20 protein-coding genes are annotated in these 17,983 nt (G+C 69.4%); 8 read left to right on the top strand and 12 right to left on the bottom strand.

Annotated elements, in window-relative coordinates; all coding sequences use genetic code 11:
* Positions 1-24: 24 nt before the first annotated feature.
* Positions 25-483: a hypothetical protein gene (locus D8896_RS13100; protein WP_121822555.1), complete on the bottom strand. Its 459-nt coding sequence runs from the start codon at positions 481-483 to the stop codon at positions 25-27.
* 35 nt (positions 484-518) lie between these two features.
* A complete protein-coding gene (locus D8896_RS13095; RefSeq protein ID WP_121822554.1) occupies positions 519-959 on the bottom strand; it encodes an acyl-CoA thioesterase in 441 nt (146 codons plus the stop codon).
* Between the two features lie 114 nt (positions 960-1,073).
* Between D8896_RS13095 and D8896_RS13090 the strand changes: the two genes are divergently transcribed.
* Together D8896_RS13090 and D8896_RS13085 are read left to right on the top strand one after the other, a co-directional pair.
* Positions 1,074-2,396 (top strand): TraB/GumN family protein, encoded by a 1,323-nt coding sequence (locus D8896_RS13090; RefSeq protein WP_121822553.1) that lies wholly within the window; start codon positions 1,074-1,076, stop codon positions 2,394-2,396.
* Entirely contained in the window at positions 2,396-3,007 is a 612-nt protein-coding gene (locus tag D8896_RS13085) for a zinc metalloprotease (RefSeq protein WP_121822552.1), read from the top strand. Before D8896_RS13090 ends, D8896_RS13085 begins: the two co-directional genes overlap by 1 nt.
* Here the strand turns inward: D8896_RS13085 and D8896_RS13080 are convergent, their stop codons facing one another.
* Genes D8896_RS13080 through D8896_RS13070 form a run of 3 tightly spaced genes read right to left on the bottom strand, consistent with a single transcriptional unit; the run spans position 3,008 to position 5,100 of the window.
* On the bottom strand, positions 3,008-3,304 hold the full coding sequence (locus D8896_RS13080) for a hypothetical protein (RefSeq protein ID WP_121822551.1): 297 nt from the start codon (positions 3,302-3,304) through the stop codon (positions 3,008-3,010).
* Between the two features lie 2 nt (positions 3,305-3,306).
* Positions 3,307-3,579 carry a winged helix-turn-helix domain-containing protein gene (locus tag D8896_RS13075; protein ID WP_121822550.1) on the bottom strand — a complete coding sequence of 91 codons (273 nt, stop codon included), beginning with the start codon at positions 3,577-3,579 and terminating at the stop codon, positions 3,307-3,309.
* Positions 3,580-3,615: 36 nt separating this feature from the next.
* Complete coding sequence (locus D8896_RS13070; RefSeq protein ID WP_121822549.1) at positions 3,616-5,100, bottom strand: molybdopterin-dependent oxidoreductase; 1,485 nt, start codon at positions 5,098-5,100, stop codon at positions 3,616-3,618.
* Positions 5,101-5,227: 127 nt separating this feature from the next.
* Between D8896_RS13070 and purM the strand changes: the two genes are divergently transcribed.
* Positions 5,228-6,199: a phosphoribosylformylglycinamidine cyclo-ligase gene (gene purM / locus D8896_RS13065; RefSeq protein ID WP_121822548.1), complete on the top strand. Its 972-nt coding sequence runs from the start codon at positions 5,228-5,230 to the stop codon at positions 6,197-6,199.
* A gap of 101 nt (positions 6,200-6,300) precedes the next feature.
* The gene (locus D8896_RS13060; protein WP_121822547.1) at positions 6,301-6,825 is read left to right on the top strand and encodes a GNAT family N-acetyltransferase; all 525 of its coding nucleotides are present in this window, start codon (positions 6,301-6,303) and stop codon (positions 6,823-6,825) included.
* Positions 6,826-6,899: 74 nt separating this feature from the next.
* On the opposite strand, the gene D8896_RS13055 is transcribed toward D8896_RS13060, so the two are convergent.
* Positions 6,900-7,544 carry a ribonuclease H family protein gene (locus D8896_RS13055; RefSeq protein WP_121822546.1) on the bottom strand — a complete coding sequence of 215 codons (645 nt, stop codon included), beginning with the start codon at positions 7,542-7,544 and terminating at the stop codon, positions 6,900-6,902.
* 147 nt (positions 7,545-7,691) lie between these two features.
* Here D8896_RS13055 and D8896_RS13050 point away from each other — a divergent pair, with 147 nt between their 5' ends.
* Positions 7,692-8,618 (top strand): DMT family transporter, encoded by a 927-nt coding sequence (locus tag D8896_RS13050; protein WP_121822545.1) that lies wholly within the window; start codon positions 7,692-7,694, stop codon positions 8,616-8,618.
* On the opposite strand, the gene D8896_RS13045 is transcribed toward D8896_RS13050, so the two are convergent.
* From D8896_RS13045 to D8896_RS13035, 3 genes are read right to left on the bottom strand one after another with little or no spacing between them, the layout of a single operon-like run.
* Positions 8,615-8,887, bottom strand: coding sequence for a hypothetical protein (locus D8896_RS13045; RefSeq protein ID WP_121822544.1), 273 nt, complete (start codon positions 8,885-8,887; stop codon positions 8,615-8,617). The genes D8896_RS13050 and D8896_RS13045 overlap by 4 nt on opposite strands.
* A gap of 33 nt (positions 8,888-8,920) precedes the next feature.
* A complete protein-coding gene (locus tag D8896_RS13040) occupies positions 8,921-10,648 on the bottom strand; it encodes a COG1361 family protein (RefSeq protein WP_121822543.1) in 1,728 nt (575 codons plus the stop codon).
* A 52-nt stretch (positions 10,649-10,700) separates the two neighbouring features.
* Positions 10,701-12,926, bottom strand: a complete 2,226-nt coding sequence (locus D8896_RS13035) for a CDC48 family AAA ATPase (protein WP_121822542.1) — start codon at positions 12,924-12,926, stop codon at positions 10,701-10,703.
* A 188-nt stretch (positions 12,927-13,114) separates the two neighbouring features.
* On the opposite strand from D8896_RS13035, the gene larC reads away from it, so the two are divergent.
* Entirely contained in the window at positions 13,115-14,497 is a 1,383-nt protein-coding gene (gene larC, locus D8896_RS13030; RefSeq protein ID WP_121822541.1) for a nickel pincer cofactor biosynthesis protein LarC, read from the top strand.
* Between the two features lie 55 nt (positions 14,498-14,552).
* On the opposite strand, the gene D8896_RS13025 is transcribed toward larC, so the two are convergent.
* Entirely contained in the window at positions 14,553-15,293 is a 741-nt protein-coding gene (locus D8896_RS13025) for a hypothetical protein (RefSeq protein ID WP_121822540.1), read from the bottom strand.
* A gap of 102 nt (positions 15,294-15,395) precedes the next feature.
* On the opposite strand from D8896_RS13025, the gene radB reads away from it, so the two are divergent.
* The gene (gene radB / locus D8896_RS13020; RefSeq protein WP_121822539.1) at positions 15,396-16,097 is read left to right on the top strand and encodes a DNA repair and recombination protein RadB; all 702 of its coding nucleotides are present in this window, start codon (positions 15,396-15,398) and stop codon (positions 16,095-16,097) included.
* Here the strand turns inward: radB and D8896_RS13015 are convergent, their stop codons facing one another.
* Together D8896_RS13015 and D8896_RS13010 are read right to left on the bottom strand one after the other, a co-directional pair.
* Positions 16,098-16,352, bottom strand: coding sequence for a hypothetical protein (locus D8896_RS13015; RefSeq protein ID WP_121822538.1), 255 nt, complete (start codon positions 16,350-16,352; stop codon positions 16,098-16,100).
* Positions 16,353-16,407: 55 nt separating this feature from the next.
* Positions 16,408-17,568 carry a CBS domain-containing protein gene (locus D8896_RS13010; protein WP_121822672.1) on the bottom strand — a complete coding sequence of 387 codons (1,161 nt, stop codon included), beginning with the start codon at positions 17,566-17,568 and terminating at the stop codon, positions 16,408-16,410.
* A 103-nt stretch (positions 17,569-17,671) separates the two neighbouring features.
* Between D8896_RS13010 and D8896_RS13005 the strand changes: the two genes are divergently transcribed.
* Positions 17,672-17,983: a lycopene cyclase domain-containing protein gene (locus tag D8896_RS13005; RefSeq protein WP_121822537.1), complete on the top strand. Its 312-nt coding sequence runs from the start codon at positions 17,672-17,674 to the stop codon at positions 17,981-17,983.

The following is a 17,983-nucleotide window of genomic DNA, read 5'->3' as shown; positions in this document are numbered from 1 at the left end:
GATCGCGTCCCGGGACGAACGGGCCTACTCGAAGTCGGGGAGGTCGTCCGGCGCGCTGTAGTCCGCCTCCCAGTCGACGTACTCCTGTTTCAGCGTCTCGCTGACGACCTGCCCGAACTCCGTCAGCCCTGCGTTGATCGCGGACACGGTCCCCCACGAGTCCAGGCCGGGGTGATACTCCCGTTCGCGCCAGTCCTCGGGGATGCCCGGCGCGTGGTAGCCGACCCTGTCGGCGAAGTCGTCCCAGAAGAAGTCGAACCCCTGAAACAGCCCGAGGTCGGTGGCGATGTCGAACTCCTCGCGGTCCATGTCGGTGTGGGCGGCCCACTCGGAAAAGGCGTCCTCCCACGCGCCCTGCTTGAGGAACGCCTCCAGTTCGTCGCGGTGGTAATCGCTCTGCCCCTCGACGCTCGCGTCGTCGTACTCCTCGGGGTCTGTCTCCTGTAGTTCGGGCGGGGTCGGCGCGTCCGCTTCGAGAGCCATGCGACGACGTACGACCCGGTCGGGAATAAGGGTTCTCAGGCGTCGAGGCCGTCGAGCGCTTCTGCCTGTCGTCGCTCCCCCTCCTCGCTCTCGACGGTGAGGGCGGGCACTGGCGACGGCTCACCGGACTCGTCGATGCCGACGTAGACGAAGTAGGATTCGGTAGTCAGCTCCCGCTCCCCGGTTCGAGGGTTCTCGCGGAACGCCCGGAGGTAAACGTCGACGCTCGTCTCCCCCGCCTCGTACACGTACGACTCGATCACCGCGGTGTCGCCGACGAGGACGGGGCGGCGGAAATCCATCTCGTCGACGCGCGCCGTGACACAGGACTTCCCGGCGAAACGGATCGCCGACATCGCACCGACCTCGTCCATCCACTTCATCACGTTGCCGCCGTGGACGGTGTCGAGGTTGTTGGCGTGGTTCGGCTGGACCATCTCGCGGTTCTCGATGTAGGTGTCCATCAGGCTCGGCATACCCGGCGGTTCCCGGGGCAGTCGAAAGAGCGTGGCGTTCCACGGCGGCGGCCGGGAAGCCGACGAGTTCTCGGCTCCGACAACGGTAAAAGCCCCGCCCGAATAGCGAACGCCATGACAGAGGAAGCGGAGTCGTCGTCCTCCCTCCGGTCGTCGACGTCGCCCTCCGGCGACGGCCGGGTCACGGTCGTCGGGACGGCGCACGTCTCCGCCGACAGCGTCGAGGAAGTCGAGCGGACGGTCGACGAGGAGCGGCCCGACGTCGTCGCGGTCGAACTCGACGAGGGGCGGTACCAGCAGATGAAAGGCGAGGGGGCAGAGCAGGACATCGAGGCCCGCGACCTCCTGCGGGGCAACACCGTGTTTCAGTTCCTCGCCTACTGGATGCTCTCCTACGTCCAGACGCGGCTCGGCGACCGGTTCGACATCGAACCGGGAGCCGACATGAAAGCCGCCATCGACACGGCCGAGGACCTTGGTATTGGCGTCGCGCTGGTCGACCGGGACATTCAGGTGACGATCCAGCGGTTCTGGGCGCGGATGACGTTCGTCGAGAAGCTGAAGATGGTCGGCAGCCTCTTTCTGGGGCTGTTCGGCCTCGGCGGCGAACCCGAAGAGGAGTTCTCGATGGACGAGATCACCGACGCCGACGTGGTCACCGCGATGATGGAGGAGTTCAGGCGGTTCAGCCCCGGTGGGGCCGAGGCGCTCATCGACGAGCGCGACGCTTTCATCGCCCATCGGCTGGTCGCGCTCCGGGAGCAGGGGTACCACGTCGTCGCGATCGTCGGTGCGGGCCACCGCAAAGGGATCGAGGGCTACCTCGACAACCCCTCGACGCTCCCGCCGATGGAGAGCCTCGTCGGCACGGAGTCGGGGTCGTGGTTCTCGCCGTTCAAGCTGCTCGGCTATCTCTTTACGCTTGGCTTTCTCGCCTTCTTCTTCCTGCTCGTCATGGCCGGCGTCAACGACGCGTTCCTGCTGAAGCTGTTCGTCGCCTGGTTCCTGTTCAACGGCTTCTTCGCGTTCACGCTGGCGAAGCTGGCCGGCGCGCGCTGGACGAGCGCGGGCGTCGGCGGCGCGGTGGCGTGGCTCACCAGCGTCAACCCGCTGCTCGCGCCGGGCTGGTTCGCCGGCTACGTCGAACTCCGGCACACGTCGGTCGACATCGGCGACATCTCCCGGCTGAACGAGATCCTGAGCGACGAGGAAAGCCCCATCCGTGACCTGCTAAGCCGGATGTTCGACGTGCCGCTGTTCCAGCTCATCATGGTCGTCGCGCTGACGAACATCGGGAGCATGATCGCCAGCTTCCTCTTCCCGTTCACCGTCCTGCCGTGGCTGGCTCCGGAGATCGGCGGCGTCAGCGGCCTCATGAACGAACTGATCGCCGGAGCGGAGAACAGCGCGGAGCTGATCTGGGGGCTGGTCAGTTGATGCGCTTTTCCAGCCGCGAACTGCTGGATCTCGCGGCGGCGTGGGTCGCGCTCGGCGTGGCGTTTGCCATCCTCTTCGAGCCGGCCATCCTCGCGTTCGACCCGGACGCGCTCGGCACCGTGCTCCCGGTGAGCATGCTGACCGTCGGCGTCGGGTTCCTGCTGCACGAACTGGCACACAAGGTCGTCGCCGTGCGGTTCGGGCAGGTCGCCGAGTTCCGCGCCGACTACGGGATGCTGTTCGTCGCCGTGATGAGCGCGCTGGCCGGGTTCATCTTCGCTGCGCCGGGTGCGGTCCACCACCGCGGCCGGATCACGCCGCGCGAGAACGGGCTCATCGCGCTGGCCGGTCCGGTGACGAACCTCCTGCTCATCGTCCCGTTCGGCGCACTCTGGGTCGCTGGCGTTGGGCCGGACGTCGACATCTGGGGGCTGAACGTCGGCGGTCTCGGGGTCGCAGTCAACGGCTTCCTCGCGGCGTTCAACATGGTCCCGTACGGCCCGCTCGACGGTAAGACGGTGTGGAATTGGAGCAAGCCCGTCTACCTCGCCGTCTTCGTCCCGAGCGCGGCCTTCGTCGTCTGGATGTTCCTCGGCGCACCCGGGCTGTAGCTACTTCGCGGTCACCCACGCCAGGAACGCCAGCGCGACGAACTGGAGCGTCCGCAGCGTGAGCACCGCAGTCTGCACGCCGGGGTCGCCGGAGTACAGCATCGCCGTGCTGAAAAAGAAGTAGATGGCGGCGGCGTTCTCCAGCAGCATGACGCTCCCGAACGCGACCAGCCCCAGTATCAGCGGCGTGCGGAACGTCCGGTAGTTGCGGACCCAGACGGCGATCAGTCCGGCCAGCAGGAGGATGTTGACTCCCGCCAGCGCGCTCGCGGCCATGATCTCGGTGCCCATCGCCATGGTCAGACGTGCTCCAGTATCTCCTCGAACTCCTCGCGGTGGCGTTCGAACCGGTCGGTCAGGAAGTACAGTTTGCCGTAGTCGTTGCCGCCCGTTTCGACGACGTCGTGTTCGGTGAGCATCTCAAGGTGGTGCCGGACGGTGTTGTAGTCCACGTCCATCGCCTCGGCTATCTGGTTCGCGTTCCGTGGACGCTCCGAGAGGACGCGGACGATCCGCGCCCGGTTCTCGCCGCCGCGCGTGCCGGCGAAGAGATACCAGAGCGCCTGTTCCATCTCCGTCCCTCACCCTCTCACCGGGGCCACAAAGGTTCACCGCTCTCCCCCGACGGTGCGGGACACCCAGCCGGTCGCGCCGCTGGGGTAGGCCTCCGACTCCTCGCGGGGCTGGACGGTCCCGTCGTCCTCGACGGCGCGGGCGAGGACTTCGTGGGTCCCGTCGGTCTCGAACTCGTGGGCCCACATCCGCCAGACGTCGTCGTCCGGGAGCGATTCGGACAGCGTCGCCTCGGTCCACGTGTCGCCGCCGTCCGTCGACACTTCGACCGCGGAGACGCCGCGGGTGCCCGCGTAGGCGTGCCCGCCGACCCGCACCGTCCCGTCGTCGCGCTCGACGACGGACTCGATCTTGGCGACGGTCTCGACCGGGCCGGTGCCGTGCCACCCGCGCTTCTCCCAGTACCCCTCTGCGTCCCGGTCCAGCACCTCGATCTCGGTGACCCACTTGACGTTGATCTCGCCCCAGTGGCCGGGGATCAGGACGCGCACGGGGTGGCCGTGGCCCTTCGGGAGTTCCATGCCGTTCATCCCGTACGCGAGGAAGCCGTTCCGGAGGGCCGACAGCGGGAAGACCTGGTAGTAGTCGTCGGCGGCCCGCAGGCGGACGCACTCGCAGTTCCCCTGCGGGCCGGCTTCCTCGACGAGGTCGGCGAGGGGCGTCCCGGTCCAGAGCGCGTTGTCCATCTTGTCGCCGTTGAGCGGGTCGCTCACGCAGCGCAGCGTGGCGAAGCGGTGTTCGGTCGGCATCGCCTGCAGCCCCTCGAAGTCGACGGTCACGTCCTCCTCGACCTCGCCGGTCACCCGGAGCGACCAGTCGTCCTGCTCGACGGTCGGGTCGAAGTTGCTGTAGTCGACCTCGTAGAACGAGTCGCTCACCAGCCCGGTCGTTCCGGCGAGGTCGAGCGAGCGCTCGTCGGCCGTCGAGAGCAACGTCTCCGTCTCCGCCGCCTCGTCCAGCGGTTCGGGGTCGATCCGTCCCCGGCGCTGGGTGCCAAGCACCGTGCTCGCGCCCGCGAGTCCCAGCAGGCCGCCGACGGACCCGAGCAGCGTGCGCCGCCGCTTCGAAACGGTCGCGGGCGCGTCGGTCGCGCGGGCGGTCACCGGAACGAGCGCGACGGGGACCGCCGCCGCGATGGCGGGTAGCACGCCGACGCCGAGCAGCGCGGAGACGCCGCCGCCGAGGACCGCGGCGACGGCGACGCCGGCGCTCAGGCGGCCCGTCCGACGGTCGACCGCGACACCCGCCAGGCCGAACAGCCCGAACAGCGCCGTCGCGGCGACGACGGCCGTCGCCAGCAGCGTCGGCGCGGCCAGATCCCGGAGGTCGCTCCGGACGAACTCCACGACCGGCTCGGGCGCGGTGTCGCGAATGACAGCCTCGACGGCCGCGCCGACGAACGCGGTCGGGTCACCGGCGGCCGCGAACGACGCGGCGACCGCCGCCAGTCCGCCGGCGGTCGCGATCCCCAGTTCGGGGGCGTTCGCCCGCAGGCCCGAACGGAAGCGAGAGGCGTTCATCACGCATGTACCGACGAGGTAGACACCTAAACCGGTTTTTCAAACGTCGCCCCGATTCGTTCTAGAATTCCCTCCGAATCGCGCGCGGACCGGTGGCCTTTTGCTCGCGCCGGGCGGGGTCACGCGTATGACCGACGAGGACACCGAGGGGCTGACGTACGCCGACGCCGGCGTCGACATCGCCGAGAGCGAGGCGGCGACCGCGGCGCTGCTGTCGGCGTTCGACGACGTCGAGGGGTTTGCCGGCCTGCTCGACATCGGGGACCGCTACCTGGCGCTTGCGACCGACGGCGTCGGGACGAAACTGCTCGTCGCCGAGGCGCTCGGCGACTACTCCACGGTCGGCATCGACTGCGTGGCGATGAACGTCAACGACCTCGTGGCGGCGGGCGTCGACCCCGTCGCGTTCGTCGACTACGTCGCGGTCGAGGAGCCGGTCGACGACTTCTCCGAGCAGGTCGGCGAGGGGCTGGCGGCCGGCACCGATGAAGCCGGGATCGCCCTGCTCGGCGGCGAGACGGCGGTGATGCCCGAGGTGATCCGCGGGCTGGACCTCGCCGGCACCTGCGCCGGGCTGGCCGAGAAGGGCGCCACGTTCGACGGCGAGGCCGAGCCGGGCGACGCCCTCGTCGGCTTCCCATCCAGCGGCATCCACTCCAACGGGCTGACGCTGGCCCGCGAGGCGGTCACGCGGGACCACGACTACGACGACCCGTTCCCGCCGAACCCGGACCGCACCATCGGCGAGGAGCTGCTGGAACCGACCCGCATCTACGCCGACCTGCTGGAACCGCTCCGCGACCACGACGCCCGCGCCGCCGCCCACGTCACCGGCGGCGGGTGGACGAACCTCGAACGGATGGGCGAGTTCCGCTACGAGGTCACCGACCCCTTCCCGGCACAATCCGTCTTCGAGTTCGTCCAGCGCGAGGGCGACGTGTCGGACGCGGAGATGCACCGGACGTTCAACATGGGCACCGGCTTCGTCGCCGCGGTGCCCGCCGAGGAAGCCGATTCGCTCGCCGCCGACGCCGACGGCAGGGTGATCGGCGAAGTCCGAGACGGCGACGGCGTCTCGGTCCGCGGTCTCTCGCTGTAGCCCCTTCGTTCCGGTCTCTGCTCGGGCTGGCGTCGTCTCGGATACGCTACAGGAACCTGCTTCAGCAAACATCTATGTCGGCTTCGGGAGAGGTTTCAGACATGCCAGGCCCTGCGTTCGCCACAGGCGAATCGGTGTCGCTGCACCCGATCGAGGAGGAGGACCACGAGTTCATCCAGCGGGGGCGCAACGACCCGAGCACGCGCGTCCCGCTGACGGATACGAGCATCCGGACGCTCGGCGACGTGGCCGAGATGCTGGCGGACGAGGAGTACCACTTCCTCGTCTGTGCTCGCGGCGAGGAGCCGGAACCGGTCGGCGTCGTCGCGTTCCCGTGGGTCCGGGAGGAGAGCAACTACGCGAGCCTGATGTACTGGACCGCGCCCGAACACCGCGGCGAGGGGTACGTCTCCGAGGCGACGACGCTGCTGCTGGACTACGCGTTCGGCGAGTGTGGCTTCCACAAGATTGCCGCTCGCGCCCTCGTCACGAACGAGGCATCAATCGCAGCCCTCGAATCGCTCGGCTTCGAGCGCGAGGGCCGCCTCCGTGACACGTTCCGCAAGGACGGCGAGTGGCTCGACGCCTACCAGTACGGATTGCTGGCCGACGAGTGGTTAGCGTGACCGAACGCCGGACCAGTCGGCCGATATAGACGAACAGTGCGCGGTCGGCACGTCAGCGCGGAAAACGATCGCACTCAGTCCGACGCCTCGGTCCCGTGGCGGTCGGCGCGCGACGGCGGCGGGAACTGCCCGTCGCCGGTCGGCTCGGGGTCGGGCGTTTCCGGCAGAACGCAGCGCGGGGGTTCGTCGTTGACGTGCGCGTAGTGGTCCGGCGAGTTGGCGAGGGGGTGTGCGGGGTTCTCACGGCTCCGGAGCCGGGCGGCGCGGACCTCGTCGAACCGGGAGAGGCGGGCGCGGATGCCCCGCCAGTGGTTGACGCTCGCCCGCGGGACGGAGAACGGTCGCGGCGGCTCGTTGTCGGGGTGGCCGGCCGCGAGCACGGCGGCGTTGACGTTCTCGGCGAGCTGGTCGTGGTCGAGCAACACGCCGACGCGGGCGTCCGGCGGTGCGCGGGCTGCGAGCACGTCCAGCCCGAGGTGGAGCGCGCGGTACTCGGCAACGTTGTTGTCCGGCACGCCGTCCGGCACGGAGAGCCGCGTCACTTTCGTCCCGTCGCGAGTCTCGATGACGACCCCCAGCCCGCCTGACCCCGCGGCTCGAAAGGAGCCGTCGGTCGCGACGTAGAAGTCACGGTGATGTGTCTCGGGTGGGTGAGCGATGTGAGGGGTCGGCGACTCGTCGAAGAGGTCCCGCAACGCGGGGCGGCCATAAACGGCCATACACGTTGTCCGCGATTCACGAACTTAAATTCTCTGGGAGAATGGCAACGTTTGTCACAACCCCGCCCGAGAGCGGTCCCGACCATCGATGCCGGCAACGACGTTTCGGATCGAAACCTTCAGTCGCGTCCAACGGGAACGATGCCTGTGACCCGGTACCGGAACTTCGCGCTGTTCATCGCGCTCGCGGCCGTCTGGGGGACGGCGTTCATGGCGATCAAGGCCGGCCTGGCGTACTTCCCGCCGGTGCTGTTCGCCGCCGTCCGCTACGACATCGCGGGCGTGCTGATGCTCGCCTACGCGGCCTACGCCGTCGACGACCCGGTTCCACGGGGACGCGGCCAGTGGGCGCTCGTGGCCGTCGGCGCGACGCTGCTCATCGCCGCCTATCACGCCCTGTTGTTCGTCGGCGAACTCAACACGACCAGCGCGGCCGCCGCCGTCGTCGTCTCGCTGTCGCCCGTGCTGACGACCGGCTTCGCCCGGGTGCTGTTGCCAAGCGAGCGACTGACGGCGGCCGGTGTCGTCGGACTCCTGCTGGGCCTGCTCGGTGTGGTGATCCTCGCACAGCCGGACCCGTCGAACCTGCTCGCCGACGACGTGGTCGCGAAGGCGCTCGTCTTCCTCGCCGCGACCGCCTTCGCGCTCGGAAGCGTGCTGACCCGGCGTATCGACGCCGAACTCCCCATCGAGACGATGGAGGCGTGGTCGATGGTGCTCGGCGCGCTGCTGATGCACGCCGTCAGCGCCGCGCTCCCGAACGAGTCGCTCGGTGCGGTCGTCTGGAACGCCGAGTCGGTCGCCGCCCTGCTGTACCTCTCGGTCGTGGCGAGCGCCGCGGGCTTCCTCGTCTACTTCGACCTGCTGGACCGGCTCGGTCCCATCGAGATCAACCTCGTCTCCTACGTCGCGCCGGTGTTCGCCGCGCTCTCCGGGTGGCTGTTCCTGGAGGAGGTGATCGGCGTCCCGACCGTCGCCGGCTTCCTCGTCATCTTCGCCGGCTTCCTGCTGATAAAGCGCCGGGCGCTGGTCCAGGAGTTCGACCTGGTCAGACGGGCGGTGTCGGACCGCTAGTCGACGTTGTAGGAGTGGCCGACCAGAAGTGCCACGAGGTTCAGGCCGAGGAGGGCGAGAAACGTCGTCGTCTCCGAAGGGCCCTCAAGCCCCTGCAGGAGGAGGGGCACGTGGAGAAAGGGGAGGGCGACGGCGGACCAGAAGCTGACCATCCGAACCGGCGCGGTGAGGCGGTTGATATCGAGGCGACTCTGGATCGTCCGCCCGGCGCGTTCGTCGCCGGTCTCGGCGGGGGCCTGTTCGCTGTGGAAGGGGGAGGGTGGTGACATGGGTGATGCGGCTATCACCCACTACGAGCGTGGCTACCATATAACCGACAGAGCGTTCGCTGGATTTCGTCCCGTTTTACGGGGAGTATCGGATTCCTTCGACGTTTCATCGCCGGCCGAGACCGTGCGAGAATCTTCAGAACCCGATCTGTGTCGGTAACGTGCGATCGCAGCAGTTCCGTCACTCGCCGTCCCGTTCGTCGTCGTGCCGTTCGCCGCCGTCACGGCGAGCGTTCCGGCGACCGTCCCGTCCGCCGCGACGACCGCGTGACGGTACGTGCCCGGCTCCGTATCGTTAGGGATGGTCGCTTCGAACGCGACGGGTCGGGACTCGCCGGGGTCGAGCGCGACGTACTCCCGGTCGCGGCGGTCGCCGTCGAACCGGTACTCCAGCCACTCGCTCCCGGGTTCGTTCCCGTCGTTGGTCACGTTGACGCTGACCGTCACCCGTTCCCCGCGGGTGGCTTCGTCGGGCGCGTCGAACGCCGACAGCGAGTAGTTCGCCCCGCGGACGCTCACGATGACGCTGGCGCGCTCGAACGTCTCGGTCGCCGTGTCGGCCCGCCCGCCGCGGACGAACAGCCGCCCCGGGTCGTCGAACGTTACTGTGGCCGTCCCGTTCAAGTCGGTCCGGTATGTGTCCCCGTCGGCCGTCAGCGTCCCGTTGACGCCCGCCCCGGTGTCCGCACGGGTCAGGGTGAACCGGATCGCCTCACCCTTCGGCACGCCGGTTCGGTTGGCCGCGATCGATAGCGCCACGTGTCGACGGTCGACGCCGACCGTGCGCTCGGCGGGGACGAAAGCTATCGCGGGCGTCTCGGCAAGCGTCGCGCGGAGTTCGAACTCGCCGACTGCGTCGACCGTGATGTTGACAACCCCGTCATGCCCGGTGTCGTACGTCTCGCCGGCGAACGCGACGGTCGCCCCCGCCGGGTCGCCGGAGTCGGCTCGCGTCACCCGGACACGGAACGGCTCGTGTGCCACGGGGTCGGAGTCGTTCAGCGCGACCGAGAGGGCGACCTGCCGCCGCTGTACGTCGACGTCGAGCGCGTCGCTCCGGTACCGCCGCGTCGGCGTCTGTCCCTTCCGGGCGTCCGCCTCGAACTCGCCCGCGCGTTCGAAGGTGACGACGGCCGTCCCGCCGTCTGCCGTGTGCTGGGTCCCGCCGACGACCACCGTCGCGTCGATCGGGTCCGACCCGTCGGTGACGGTAAAGCGGACCGCGTCGCCGGCGGTCACGCCGGTCGCGTTCGCGGCCAGCGAGAGGTTCGTCACGTACCGCTCGACGGTGATCGTCGTCTCCGCACCGACCACGTCCACGTCGCCACCCATCGCACCCGACGCGGTGGCGACGTACTCGCCGCCGGCGTCGAACCGGACGGCGGTCGTCCCGTTCGTGACCGCGTGTACCCTGCCGGCGACGCGCACCGTCGCGTTGTCGACCGCCGACCCGTCCGCGGTGCTGACAGTGAAGGCGACGGCGTCGCCGGGCCGGACCGTGCTGCGGTTGGCGTCGACACGGAGTTCGACGGCCGCGGCGTCGTCCCCGTCGCCGTCGAACCACTCCGGGATCGGGAACACCGGTCCCGAGTCGTTTCCGCCGACGACCGCGGGACCGCCGAGGCCGACGACCATCGCGAGCACCGAGCCGAACACGATGACGAGCAGGACCAGAACCGTCGGATCCCGTGTAGGGCTGTACGGCTCCTCCCCGCCGTCGATGTGCTCCTCGTCGGGGGCGGGTTGCGATGGTCCCGGCACGCGTGATACGCGGCGTACGTATCAGGAGAATAAAACGGTTGCCGTCGGCGCGCTACTGGAAGCCGATGCGCCCGCCGGTGCGGTCCCGGCTGGGGTCGGCCGCGCCGCCGCGGAACTCCTCTTCCATCCGGTCGTAGTAGTCGAGGATGTCCTCGGTGATCGTCGGACGGACGTTGTCGATCGCCTGCCGGAAGTGACGCATGTCGACGGCGGTCGCGTCCTCGTCCTCCCGGAGCGCCTCGATGGCGGCCTCGCGGGCGATGCTCTCCAGGTCGCTGCCGACGTAGCCGTCCGTGATCTCGGCGATCTCGCGGAGCGACACGTCGGCCGACAGCGGCGTGTCGCCGGTGTGGATCTGGAGGATCTGCTCGCGCCCGTCGACGTCGGGCTGACCGATCATCACCATCCGGTCGAACCGGCCCGAGCGGATCAGCGCCGGGTCGATCATGTCCGGCCGGTTGGTCGCGCCGATGACCATCACGTCCTGCATGTCCTCCAGCCCGTCGAGTTCGGTCAGGAGCTGGTTGACGACGCGCTCGCTGACGTTGCTCCCCATCTCGCCGCCGCGGCTCGGGGCGAGGCTGTCGAGCTCGTCGAAGAAGATGACCGTCGGGGAGACCTGCCGGGCCTTCCGGAACGTCTGCCGGATCGCCTTCTCGCTTTCCCCGACCCACTTCGAGAGCAGCTGCGGCCCGCGCACGCTGATGAAGTTGGCGTTGGTCTCGTTGGCGACGGCCTTCGCCATCAGCGTCTTCCCGGTGCCGGGCGGGCCGTACAGCAGCACGCCGCTCGGCGGGTCGATGCCGAGGCGGTCGAACTTCTCGGGCTGGCTGAGCGGCCACTCGACGCTCTCCTGAACCTGCTCCTTGGCGGTGTCGAGGCCGCCCACGTCGTCCCAGGAGATCTTGGGGAGTTCGACGAGCACCTCCCGCATCGCGGAGGGTTCGACCTCGTTCAGCGCGCCGTTGAAGTCCTGCCGTTTGACGATCATCCGGTCGATGAGGCTCGGCGGGATGTCCTCCTCGTCGAGGTCGATCTCGGGGAGGTACCGGCGCAGCGCCTTCATCGCGGCCTCCTTCGTGAGGCTCTCGATGTCGGCCCCGACGAACCCGTGAGTCTCGTCGGCCAGATGTGAGAGGTTCACGTCGTCCGAGAGCGGCATCCCGCGGGTGTGGATCTGGAGGATCTCCTCGCGGCCCACCTCGTCGGGGACGCCGATCTCGATCTCGCGGTCGAACCGGCCGGGGCGGCGCAGCGCGGGGTCGACGCTGTCGACGCGGTTCGTCGCGGCGATGACGATGACCTGGCCGCGGGATTCGAGGCCGTCCATCATCGTCAGCAGCTGGGCGACGACGCGGCGCTCGACCTCGCCGGTCACGTCCTCGCGCTTGGGCGCGATGGAGTCGAGTTCGTCGATGAAGATGATGGAGGGCGACTCCTCGGTGGCGTCCTCGAAGATCTCGCGCAGTTGCTGTTCGGACTCGCCGTAGTACTTCGAGATGATCTCCGGGCCGGCGATAGAGAAGAAACTGGCGGAGGTCTCGTTGGCGACGGCCTTGGCGAGGAGGGTCTTCCCGGTGCCGGGCGGGCCGTGGAGGAGGACGCCCTGTGGCGGCTCGATCCCCAGCTTCTTGAAGATCTGCGGGTGTTTCATCGGGAGCTCCACCATCTCCCGGACCCGCTGGATCTCCGACTGGAGGCCGCCGATGTCCTCGTAGGTGATCCCGCCGCCGGTCTTCTCGAAGCCGGAGATCGGCTCCTCGCGGAGCTCCACGTCCGTGTCCTCGGTGATGAGGACGACGCCCTCCGGCTCGGTCTCGACGGCGATGAGCGGGATCGCCTGTCCGGGCGAGCGCATGAACGGGTGGTTCGTCGAGGACATCACGGGGACGATGTCGCGCTCGACGACCGGCCGTTTCAGGATCTGGCGTTTCACCATGCCGGCCGCGTCGCTGCCGAACTGGACGCTCGCCTCCTCGGGCGGCGCGAGGACGAGCGAGTCGGCCTTCGTCGCCTCGGCCTTCCGGATCGTCACGCGCTCGCCGATGCCCACGTCGGCGTTCTGTCGCGTGAACCCGTCGATGCGGACCGTGTCGGTGTTCCAGTCCTGCCGGTCCGCGCGCCACACTTTCGCCGCGGTCGTGTCGGCCCCCTCGATCTCGATGATGTCGCCCGGACTCAGCTTCAGGTGGAGGAGCGTGTCCGGGTCGAGGCGTGCGATGCCGCGCCCCGAGTCGTTCGGGTACGCCTTTGCGACCTCTAGTTGGACTTCATTCATGATTTCACACTAGCTGGGGATGTTGTCTGATCGAACGCCGGTGCCGATATGTCTTTTGTTACGGGGGGTATTCCCCTGACGATTCCGGGCCGTGTCACTTGTTAGCAGTCCCACTAGCGGAGTCGGGTACATAGGCGTATCGTTCCCGGACCCGAAGGTTCAACGCCCGCCGCCGCCGACATGGCTTCATGACGACACTCGCGTTCGACGGCCGGATGGGAGCCAGCGGGGACATGATCCTCGGCGCGCTCGTCGCCGCCGGGGCCGACCCCGACGCGCTGGCCCCGGTCGAGGCCGCGCTGCCGGTCCGCTACGAGGTCGGCGAGCGGACGAAAAACGGCATCGCCGCGACGGACGTGCGGGTGCTGACGACCGACGGCGACGACGCGTCGCACGACCACGACGGCCAGTCCCACGACGCCGGTCACGACCACGTACACCACCACGACGACGGGGGCCATTCGCACGATCACTCCCGCGACGCCGATCACGACCACGCACACCACCACGATCACGGCGATCACGACCACTCCCACGACCGCGCGGAGGGGAGCGGTCCGCTCCGCACGTACGAGGAAGTCGTCGAGGTCGTCGAGGAGATGAACCTGCCCGAGGGCGTCCTGGCGGACGCGAAAGCGACCTTCCGGATCCTCGGCGAGGCGGAGGCGGCGGTCCACGGCACCGACCTCTCCGAAACGCACTTCCACGAGGTCGGGGCCGACGACGCCATCGCCGACGTGGTCGGGGCGGCGCTCCTGCTGGACGACCTCCGCGTCGACCGCGTCGTGACCGGGCCGGTGCGGGCGGGCGGCGGCGAGGTCGAGATGAGCCACGGTGTCTATCCTGTGCCGGCCCCCGCAGTCGTCGAGATAGCCGAGCGCGCGGACTGGTCGCTGCGGGGCGGTCCAGTCGACGCCGAACTGATCACGCCGACGGGCGCGGCGGTCCTCGCCCACTTCGCCGACGGGGTCCCGGAACTCCCGGCGCTGGACGTGACGACGGCGGGCTACGGCGCGGGCGGCTACGAGTTCCCGGACCATCCGAACGTCCTGCGGGCGGTCGTCGGCGAGGAACCGTCGGACGCGACGGCGGACGCCGAGCGCGACGGGTCGCTCGTCCGGGACGACGTGGCGGTGCTCGAGACGAACGTCGACGACGTAGCTCCCGAGGTGCTCGGGAGCCTGCAGGAGACGCTCGCCGACGCCGGCGCGCGGGACGTGACGGTCGTGCCGACGACGATGAAGAAGTCCCGCCCGGGCCATCTCGTGAAGGTGATCGCAAAGCCCGAGGACGCCCGCGCCGTCGCCCGCCGCCTCGCCGAGGAGACGGGGACGCTCGGCGTCCGCGAGGCGGGGGCGAGCCATCGCTGGATCGCCGAGCGCGACTTCGAGACGGCGACGCTGTCGGTCGACGGCGACGAGTACGAGGTCTCGGTGAAGGTGGCCAGCGACGACGCCGGCGAGGTGTACGACGTGAGCGCCGAGTACGACGACGCGCTGGCCGTGGCCCGCGAGACGGGGCTCCCGGTCCGCGAGGTGATGGCCCGGGCGGAGCGGTCCGTCGACGGGTAGCTCGGCGCGTCCGCGACCCCGCTTTTCCGATGCTTTTGCGGACGCGAGCGCCGAGCTACCCGTCGCGGTGCTCGTCAAGCGCCTCATCGATGGTGAGGTCGCCGCTGGCGACCCGCCGGGCGAGGTCCTCGTCGATGGCGCGGTTCCGGTCGGACTGCTCGCGCGAGCGGTCCTTGATCACCTTCAGTTCGCCCTCGGTGGGTTCGATCTCGCGCTCGTCGACGGTGTCGCCCTCGATGCGGGCGATGTTCACCGCGGCGAGCACGTCGCCCATGCCGCGCGCGCCGGTGCCGAGGTACGGCGTCGTCCCCGTCTCGTCGACGAGTTCGACGCGCACGTCGTCCAGTTCGTTGACGATCGTCGCCCCCTGCAGGCGCGCGCCGTCGCCGACACGGACGACGGGGTCGGGGGCGTCCGCGACCTCCTCGCGGACCGTCTCGACCGCCTCCGACAGCGGGACGTGGAACGCCGCGACGACCGTCTCGCCTGCGAGGACGGCGATCCCGGGCCGGGTCCCGGGGTCCACGCCGACGACGGTGCGCCCGCCCTCGCCGCGGAGTGCGGCGAGCGCCGACTCGACGGCTCGCCGGGGGCTGTCGGGCGCGGCCGTCACGACGGTCACGTCGCCCGGGAGTTCGGCCGGTGACACGTCGTCGTCCTCGCCGACGAGCAGCACCTCGGTCCCCTCCGGGAGCGGGTCGTCCGGCTCGATCGTGGTGAACGTCACGCCGCGGTCGCGCAGCTCGTTCACCACGCCGTGGTACAGTTCGAAGTCCCCGGTCGCGACGACTATCACTCGCGGCGGTTCGGCCGCGTCGCAGTTAAGCGCTCCGTGGGCGGCACGCGGGAGCCTGTCCGGACCGGGGGCTTTTTGCCGAGAACGCGCCTACGCCGCGGCGTGAACGACGAGACGCCCGTCCCGACCGGCTGCAGTCCCGTCGACGAACTGCTCGGCGGCGGCTTCGAGCGGGGCACCGTCACGCAGGTGTACGGCCAGCCGGCGGCGGGCAAGACCAACCTCGCCCTCTCGGGCGCCGTCGAGGCGGCCGCGGCGGGCGGCCTCGCGGTGTACATCGACACCGAGGGGCTGTCGCTCGACCGCTTCGAACAGCTCGCGGCGTCGCGGGCCGACGGCGGAGCCGTCGAGGATATCACCTCGCGGATCGTCGTCGAATCCGCGATGGACTTCGACGAGCAGGCCGAGGCGGTCCGCGACGCCGAGGAGTTCGCGGAGGAGGCGGACCTGATCGTCCTCGACAGCGCAACGGGGTTCTACCGGCTGGAGCGCACCGCCGACGGGGACGACGGCGAGGCGCTTCGGGACGTGGCCCGGCAGGTGACCCACCTGCTGTCGCTGGCCCGGCGACACGACCTCGCCGTGGTCGTCACCAATCAGGTGTTCTCCGACCCCGACAGCGACCGGACGCGGCCGCTTGGCGGGCACACGCTGGAACACTGGACCGGCACCGTCCTCCGGGTCGACCGCTTCCGCGGCGGGAAGCGCCGGGCGACGCTGGAGAAACACCGGTCGAAGGCGGCGGGCGAGACCGCGGGGTTCCGGATCGCCGACGAGGGGCTGGTCGCGGCGGACGAGCCGTAGTCAGAGGCGTTCCCGGACGCCACACGCCGGACACCGGAGTTCGCCGTCGACCACGACCAGCAGGCTCCCGCCACAGCGCGTGCAGGGGTGGCTCACCGACACGCCGCCGCTCCGCCGTGCGACCTCGTTCAGCGCCGCTTCCACCTGCCGGAGCCGGCGCTCGGTCGCGTACAGCCGTCGATTCAGATCGGTTAGGTCCCGGGTGGTCGGTTCGTGCGGGCGGCGGCGACGCTCCCGGATCGGTTTCGAGTCCATGCCCCTAGCAGGCGTCGCGGGAAGAAAAACCGCGCGGCGGGACCTGCGTCCCGGCTTACAGCTCGCCGAGCTTCCGGAGGAGCTGGCCGCGGTACTCCTCGTCGCTCTGCATCCCCTTCTGTTCGAGGACGTTGCGCTCCAGCTTGTCGAGGGCGACGTGGAACGCCTGCTTCGCGCCGTACCCCTCGCCGGTGCCGGCCATCTGCCCGCGGTTCGTCCGCAGTCGGATCTGACAGAGGATCAGCGGCGTGCCGCGGAGCTTCTCCTTGTGCTCGTGGAGGCGGACGTGCGCGTGGCGGACCTGCATCTCGCTGTACTTGTCGGCCACCTGCTCGATGCTCTCGCGGATGTCCTGCCGCGAGATGGTTTCGAGGAGGTTGATGTTGGTGATCTGCACGTCCATGTGGTCCTCCTCGGTGTAGGTCAGCGCCCGGAGCACGTCGGTCTTCGTCAGGACGCCGCCGACGACGCGGTCGTCGTCCTCGGGGGTGACGACGAGTCCGGAGTAGTCGTTGTCGAGCATCCGCGCGACCGCCTCCCGCACGCTCTCGTCGACGGTGGTGGTCGCGACCGGGCTGGACATCACGTCGTACACGGGGATGTCGAGCATCCGGTCCAGGTCGCCGGCTCGGTCGCCCTTGCCGGTGATCCGCTGCTCGTTCCGGGTGACGAAGTCGACGATGTCGTGGGTCGTCGCGACGCCGGAGAGCATCCCGTCCTCGTCGACGACCGGGAGCCGCGAGATGCCGTTCTCCCGCATCAGGTTGATCGCCTTCCCGATCCCGTCGTCCTCGGTGACGGTGAACACGTTCTCGGTGTAGATCTGGCCGACGTCGAGGGCTTCGAGGTTCTCCAGCACGGCCTCGAGGATCGCGTCCTCGGTGATGATCCCCCAGAGGTCGCCGCCCTCGAACACCGGCGCGACCTTGGTGCCGCCCTCGACCAGCACGCGGGCGGTCTCGCGGATGTCCTCGGTCCGCTCGACCTTCGGCGCGGGGGCGTTCCGACTGGGCTTGACCAGCGCGGCCACCTTCGTGTCGTCCTCCACGTGGGACTGGAGCAGCTGGCGCTCGCCGATCACGCCCTCGTACTTCCCGTCCTTGGTGACGATGATCCCTTTCGGGTTCTGGTCCTCGAACAGCGACCGGACCTTCCCGAGGCGCGTTTCGGCATCGACATCGACGTACTCCCGGGTGGCAATGTCAGCAATATCCATCGTACTCACAGGTGGAACTTCACACCCGACGGCCTTGAAAGTTCACACCTTGAGTATGCGTGTCACACCACGAAATTAGGGGGCGGGGTCCGAACGTAGTCCCGTGTTGCCGGACATCGGCGTCTTCGGACCGTACACGTACCTCGTCACGGAGGTCGCGTTCGGGAGCGTCGCGCTCGCCCTGCTCGTCCGCGCGGACGCGCTCCGCCGCGCCGGCCGAACCGTCGCCGCGCTGTACCCGATCGCCTACGTCTGGGACTGGTACACGCTCCGCGTCGGGGTGTTCTCGATCGAACTCCGAACGGGCGTCGACTTCCTCGGCATCCCGGTCGAGGAGCACATCTTCATGGTCGTCGTGCCGGCGCTCGTCGTCGGGATGCACGAGACGGTCAACGGGCCGCCGGACGGCGAGTGA

Origin of the sequence: Halostella salina (genome assembly GCF_003675855.1) — an archaeon.
Taxonomy (GTDB): domain Archaea; phylum Halobacteriota; class Halobacteria; order Halobacteriales; family Natronoarchaeaceae; genus Halostella; species Halostella salina.
Note: the sequence above shows the minus strand (reverse complement) of the source record. Positions and strands in the feature narration are given on the sequence as shown.

Bases quoted from the DNA above. Each gene is read 5' to 3' on its own strand.
- D8896_RS13100 (WP_121822555.1), bottom strand. From the start codon at position 483: ATGGCTCTCGAAGCGGACGCGCCGACCCCGCCCGAACTACAGGAGACA.
- D8896_RS13075 (WP_121822550.1), bottom strand. From the start codon at position 3,579: ATGGAACAGGCGCTCTGGTATCTCTTCGCCGGCACGCGCGGCGGCGAG.
- purM (WP_121822548.1), top strand. From the start codon at position 5,228: ATGACCGACGAGGACACCGAGGGGCTGACGTACGCCGACGCCGGCGTC.
- D8896_RS13045 (WP_121822544.1), bottom strand. From the start codon at position 8,887: ATGTCACCACCCTCCCCCTTCCACAGCGAACAGGCCCCCGCCGAGACC.
- larC (WP_121822541.1), top strand. From the start codon at position 13,115: ATGACGACACTCGCGTTCGACGGCCGGATGGGAGCCAGCGGGGACATG.
- D8896_RS13095 (WP_121822554.1), bottom strand. From the start codon at position 959: ATGCCGAGCCTGATGGACACCTACATCGAGAACCGCGAGATGGTCCAG.
- D8896_RS13090 (WP_121822553.1), top strand. From the start codon at position 1,074: ATGACAGAGGAAGCGGAGTCGTCGTCCTCCCTCCGGTCGTCGACGTCG.
- D8896_RS13055 (WP_121822546.1), bottom strand. From the start codon at position 7,544: ATGGCCGTTTATGGCCGCCCCGCGTTGCGGGACCTCTTCGACGAGTCG.
- D8896_RS13010 (WP_121822672.1), bottom strand. From the start codon at position 17,568: ATGGATATTGCTGACATTGCCACCCGGGAGTACGTCGATGTCGATGCC.
- D8896_RS13085 (WP_121822552.1), top strand. From the start codon at position 2,396: ATGCGCTTTTCCAGCCGCGAACTGCTGGATCTCGCGGCGGCGTGGGTC.
- D8896_RS13035 (WP_121822542.1), bottom strand. From the start codon at position 12,926: ATGAATGAAGTCCAACTAGAGGTCGCAAAGGCGTACCCGAACGACTCG.
- D8896_RS13070 (WP_121822549.1), bottom strand. From the start codon at position 5,100: ATGAACGCCTCTCGCTTCCGTTCGGGCCTGCGGGCGAACGCCCCCGAA.
- D8896_RS13080 (WP_121822551.1), bottom strand. From the start codon at position 3,304: ATGGCGATGGGCACCGAGATCATGGCCGCGAGCGCGCTGGCGGGAGTC.
- D8896_RS13015 (WP_121822538.1), bottom strand. From the start codon at position 16,352: ATGGACTCGAAACCGATCCGGGAGCGTCGCCGCCGCCCGCACGAACCG.
- D8896_RS13060 (WP_121822547.1), top strand. From the start codon at position 6,301: ATGCCAGGCCCTGCGTTCGCCACAGGCGAATCGGTGTCGCTGCACCCG.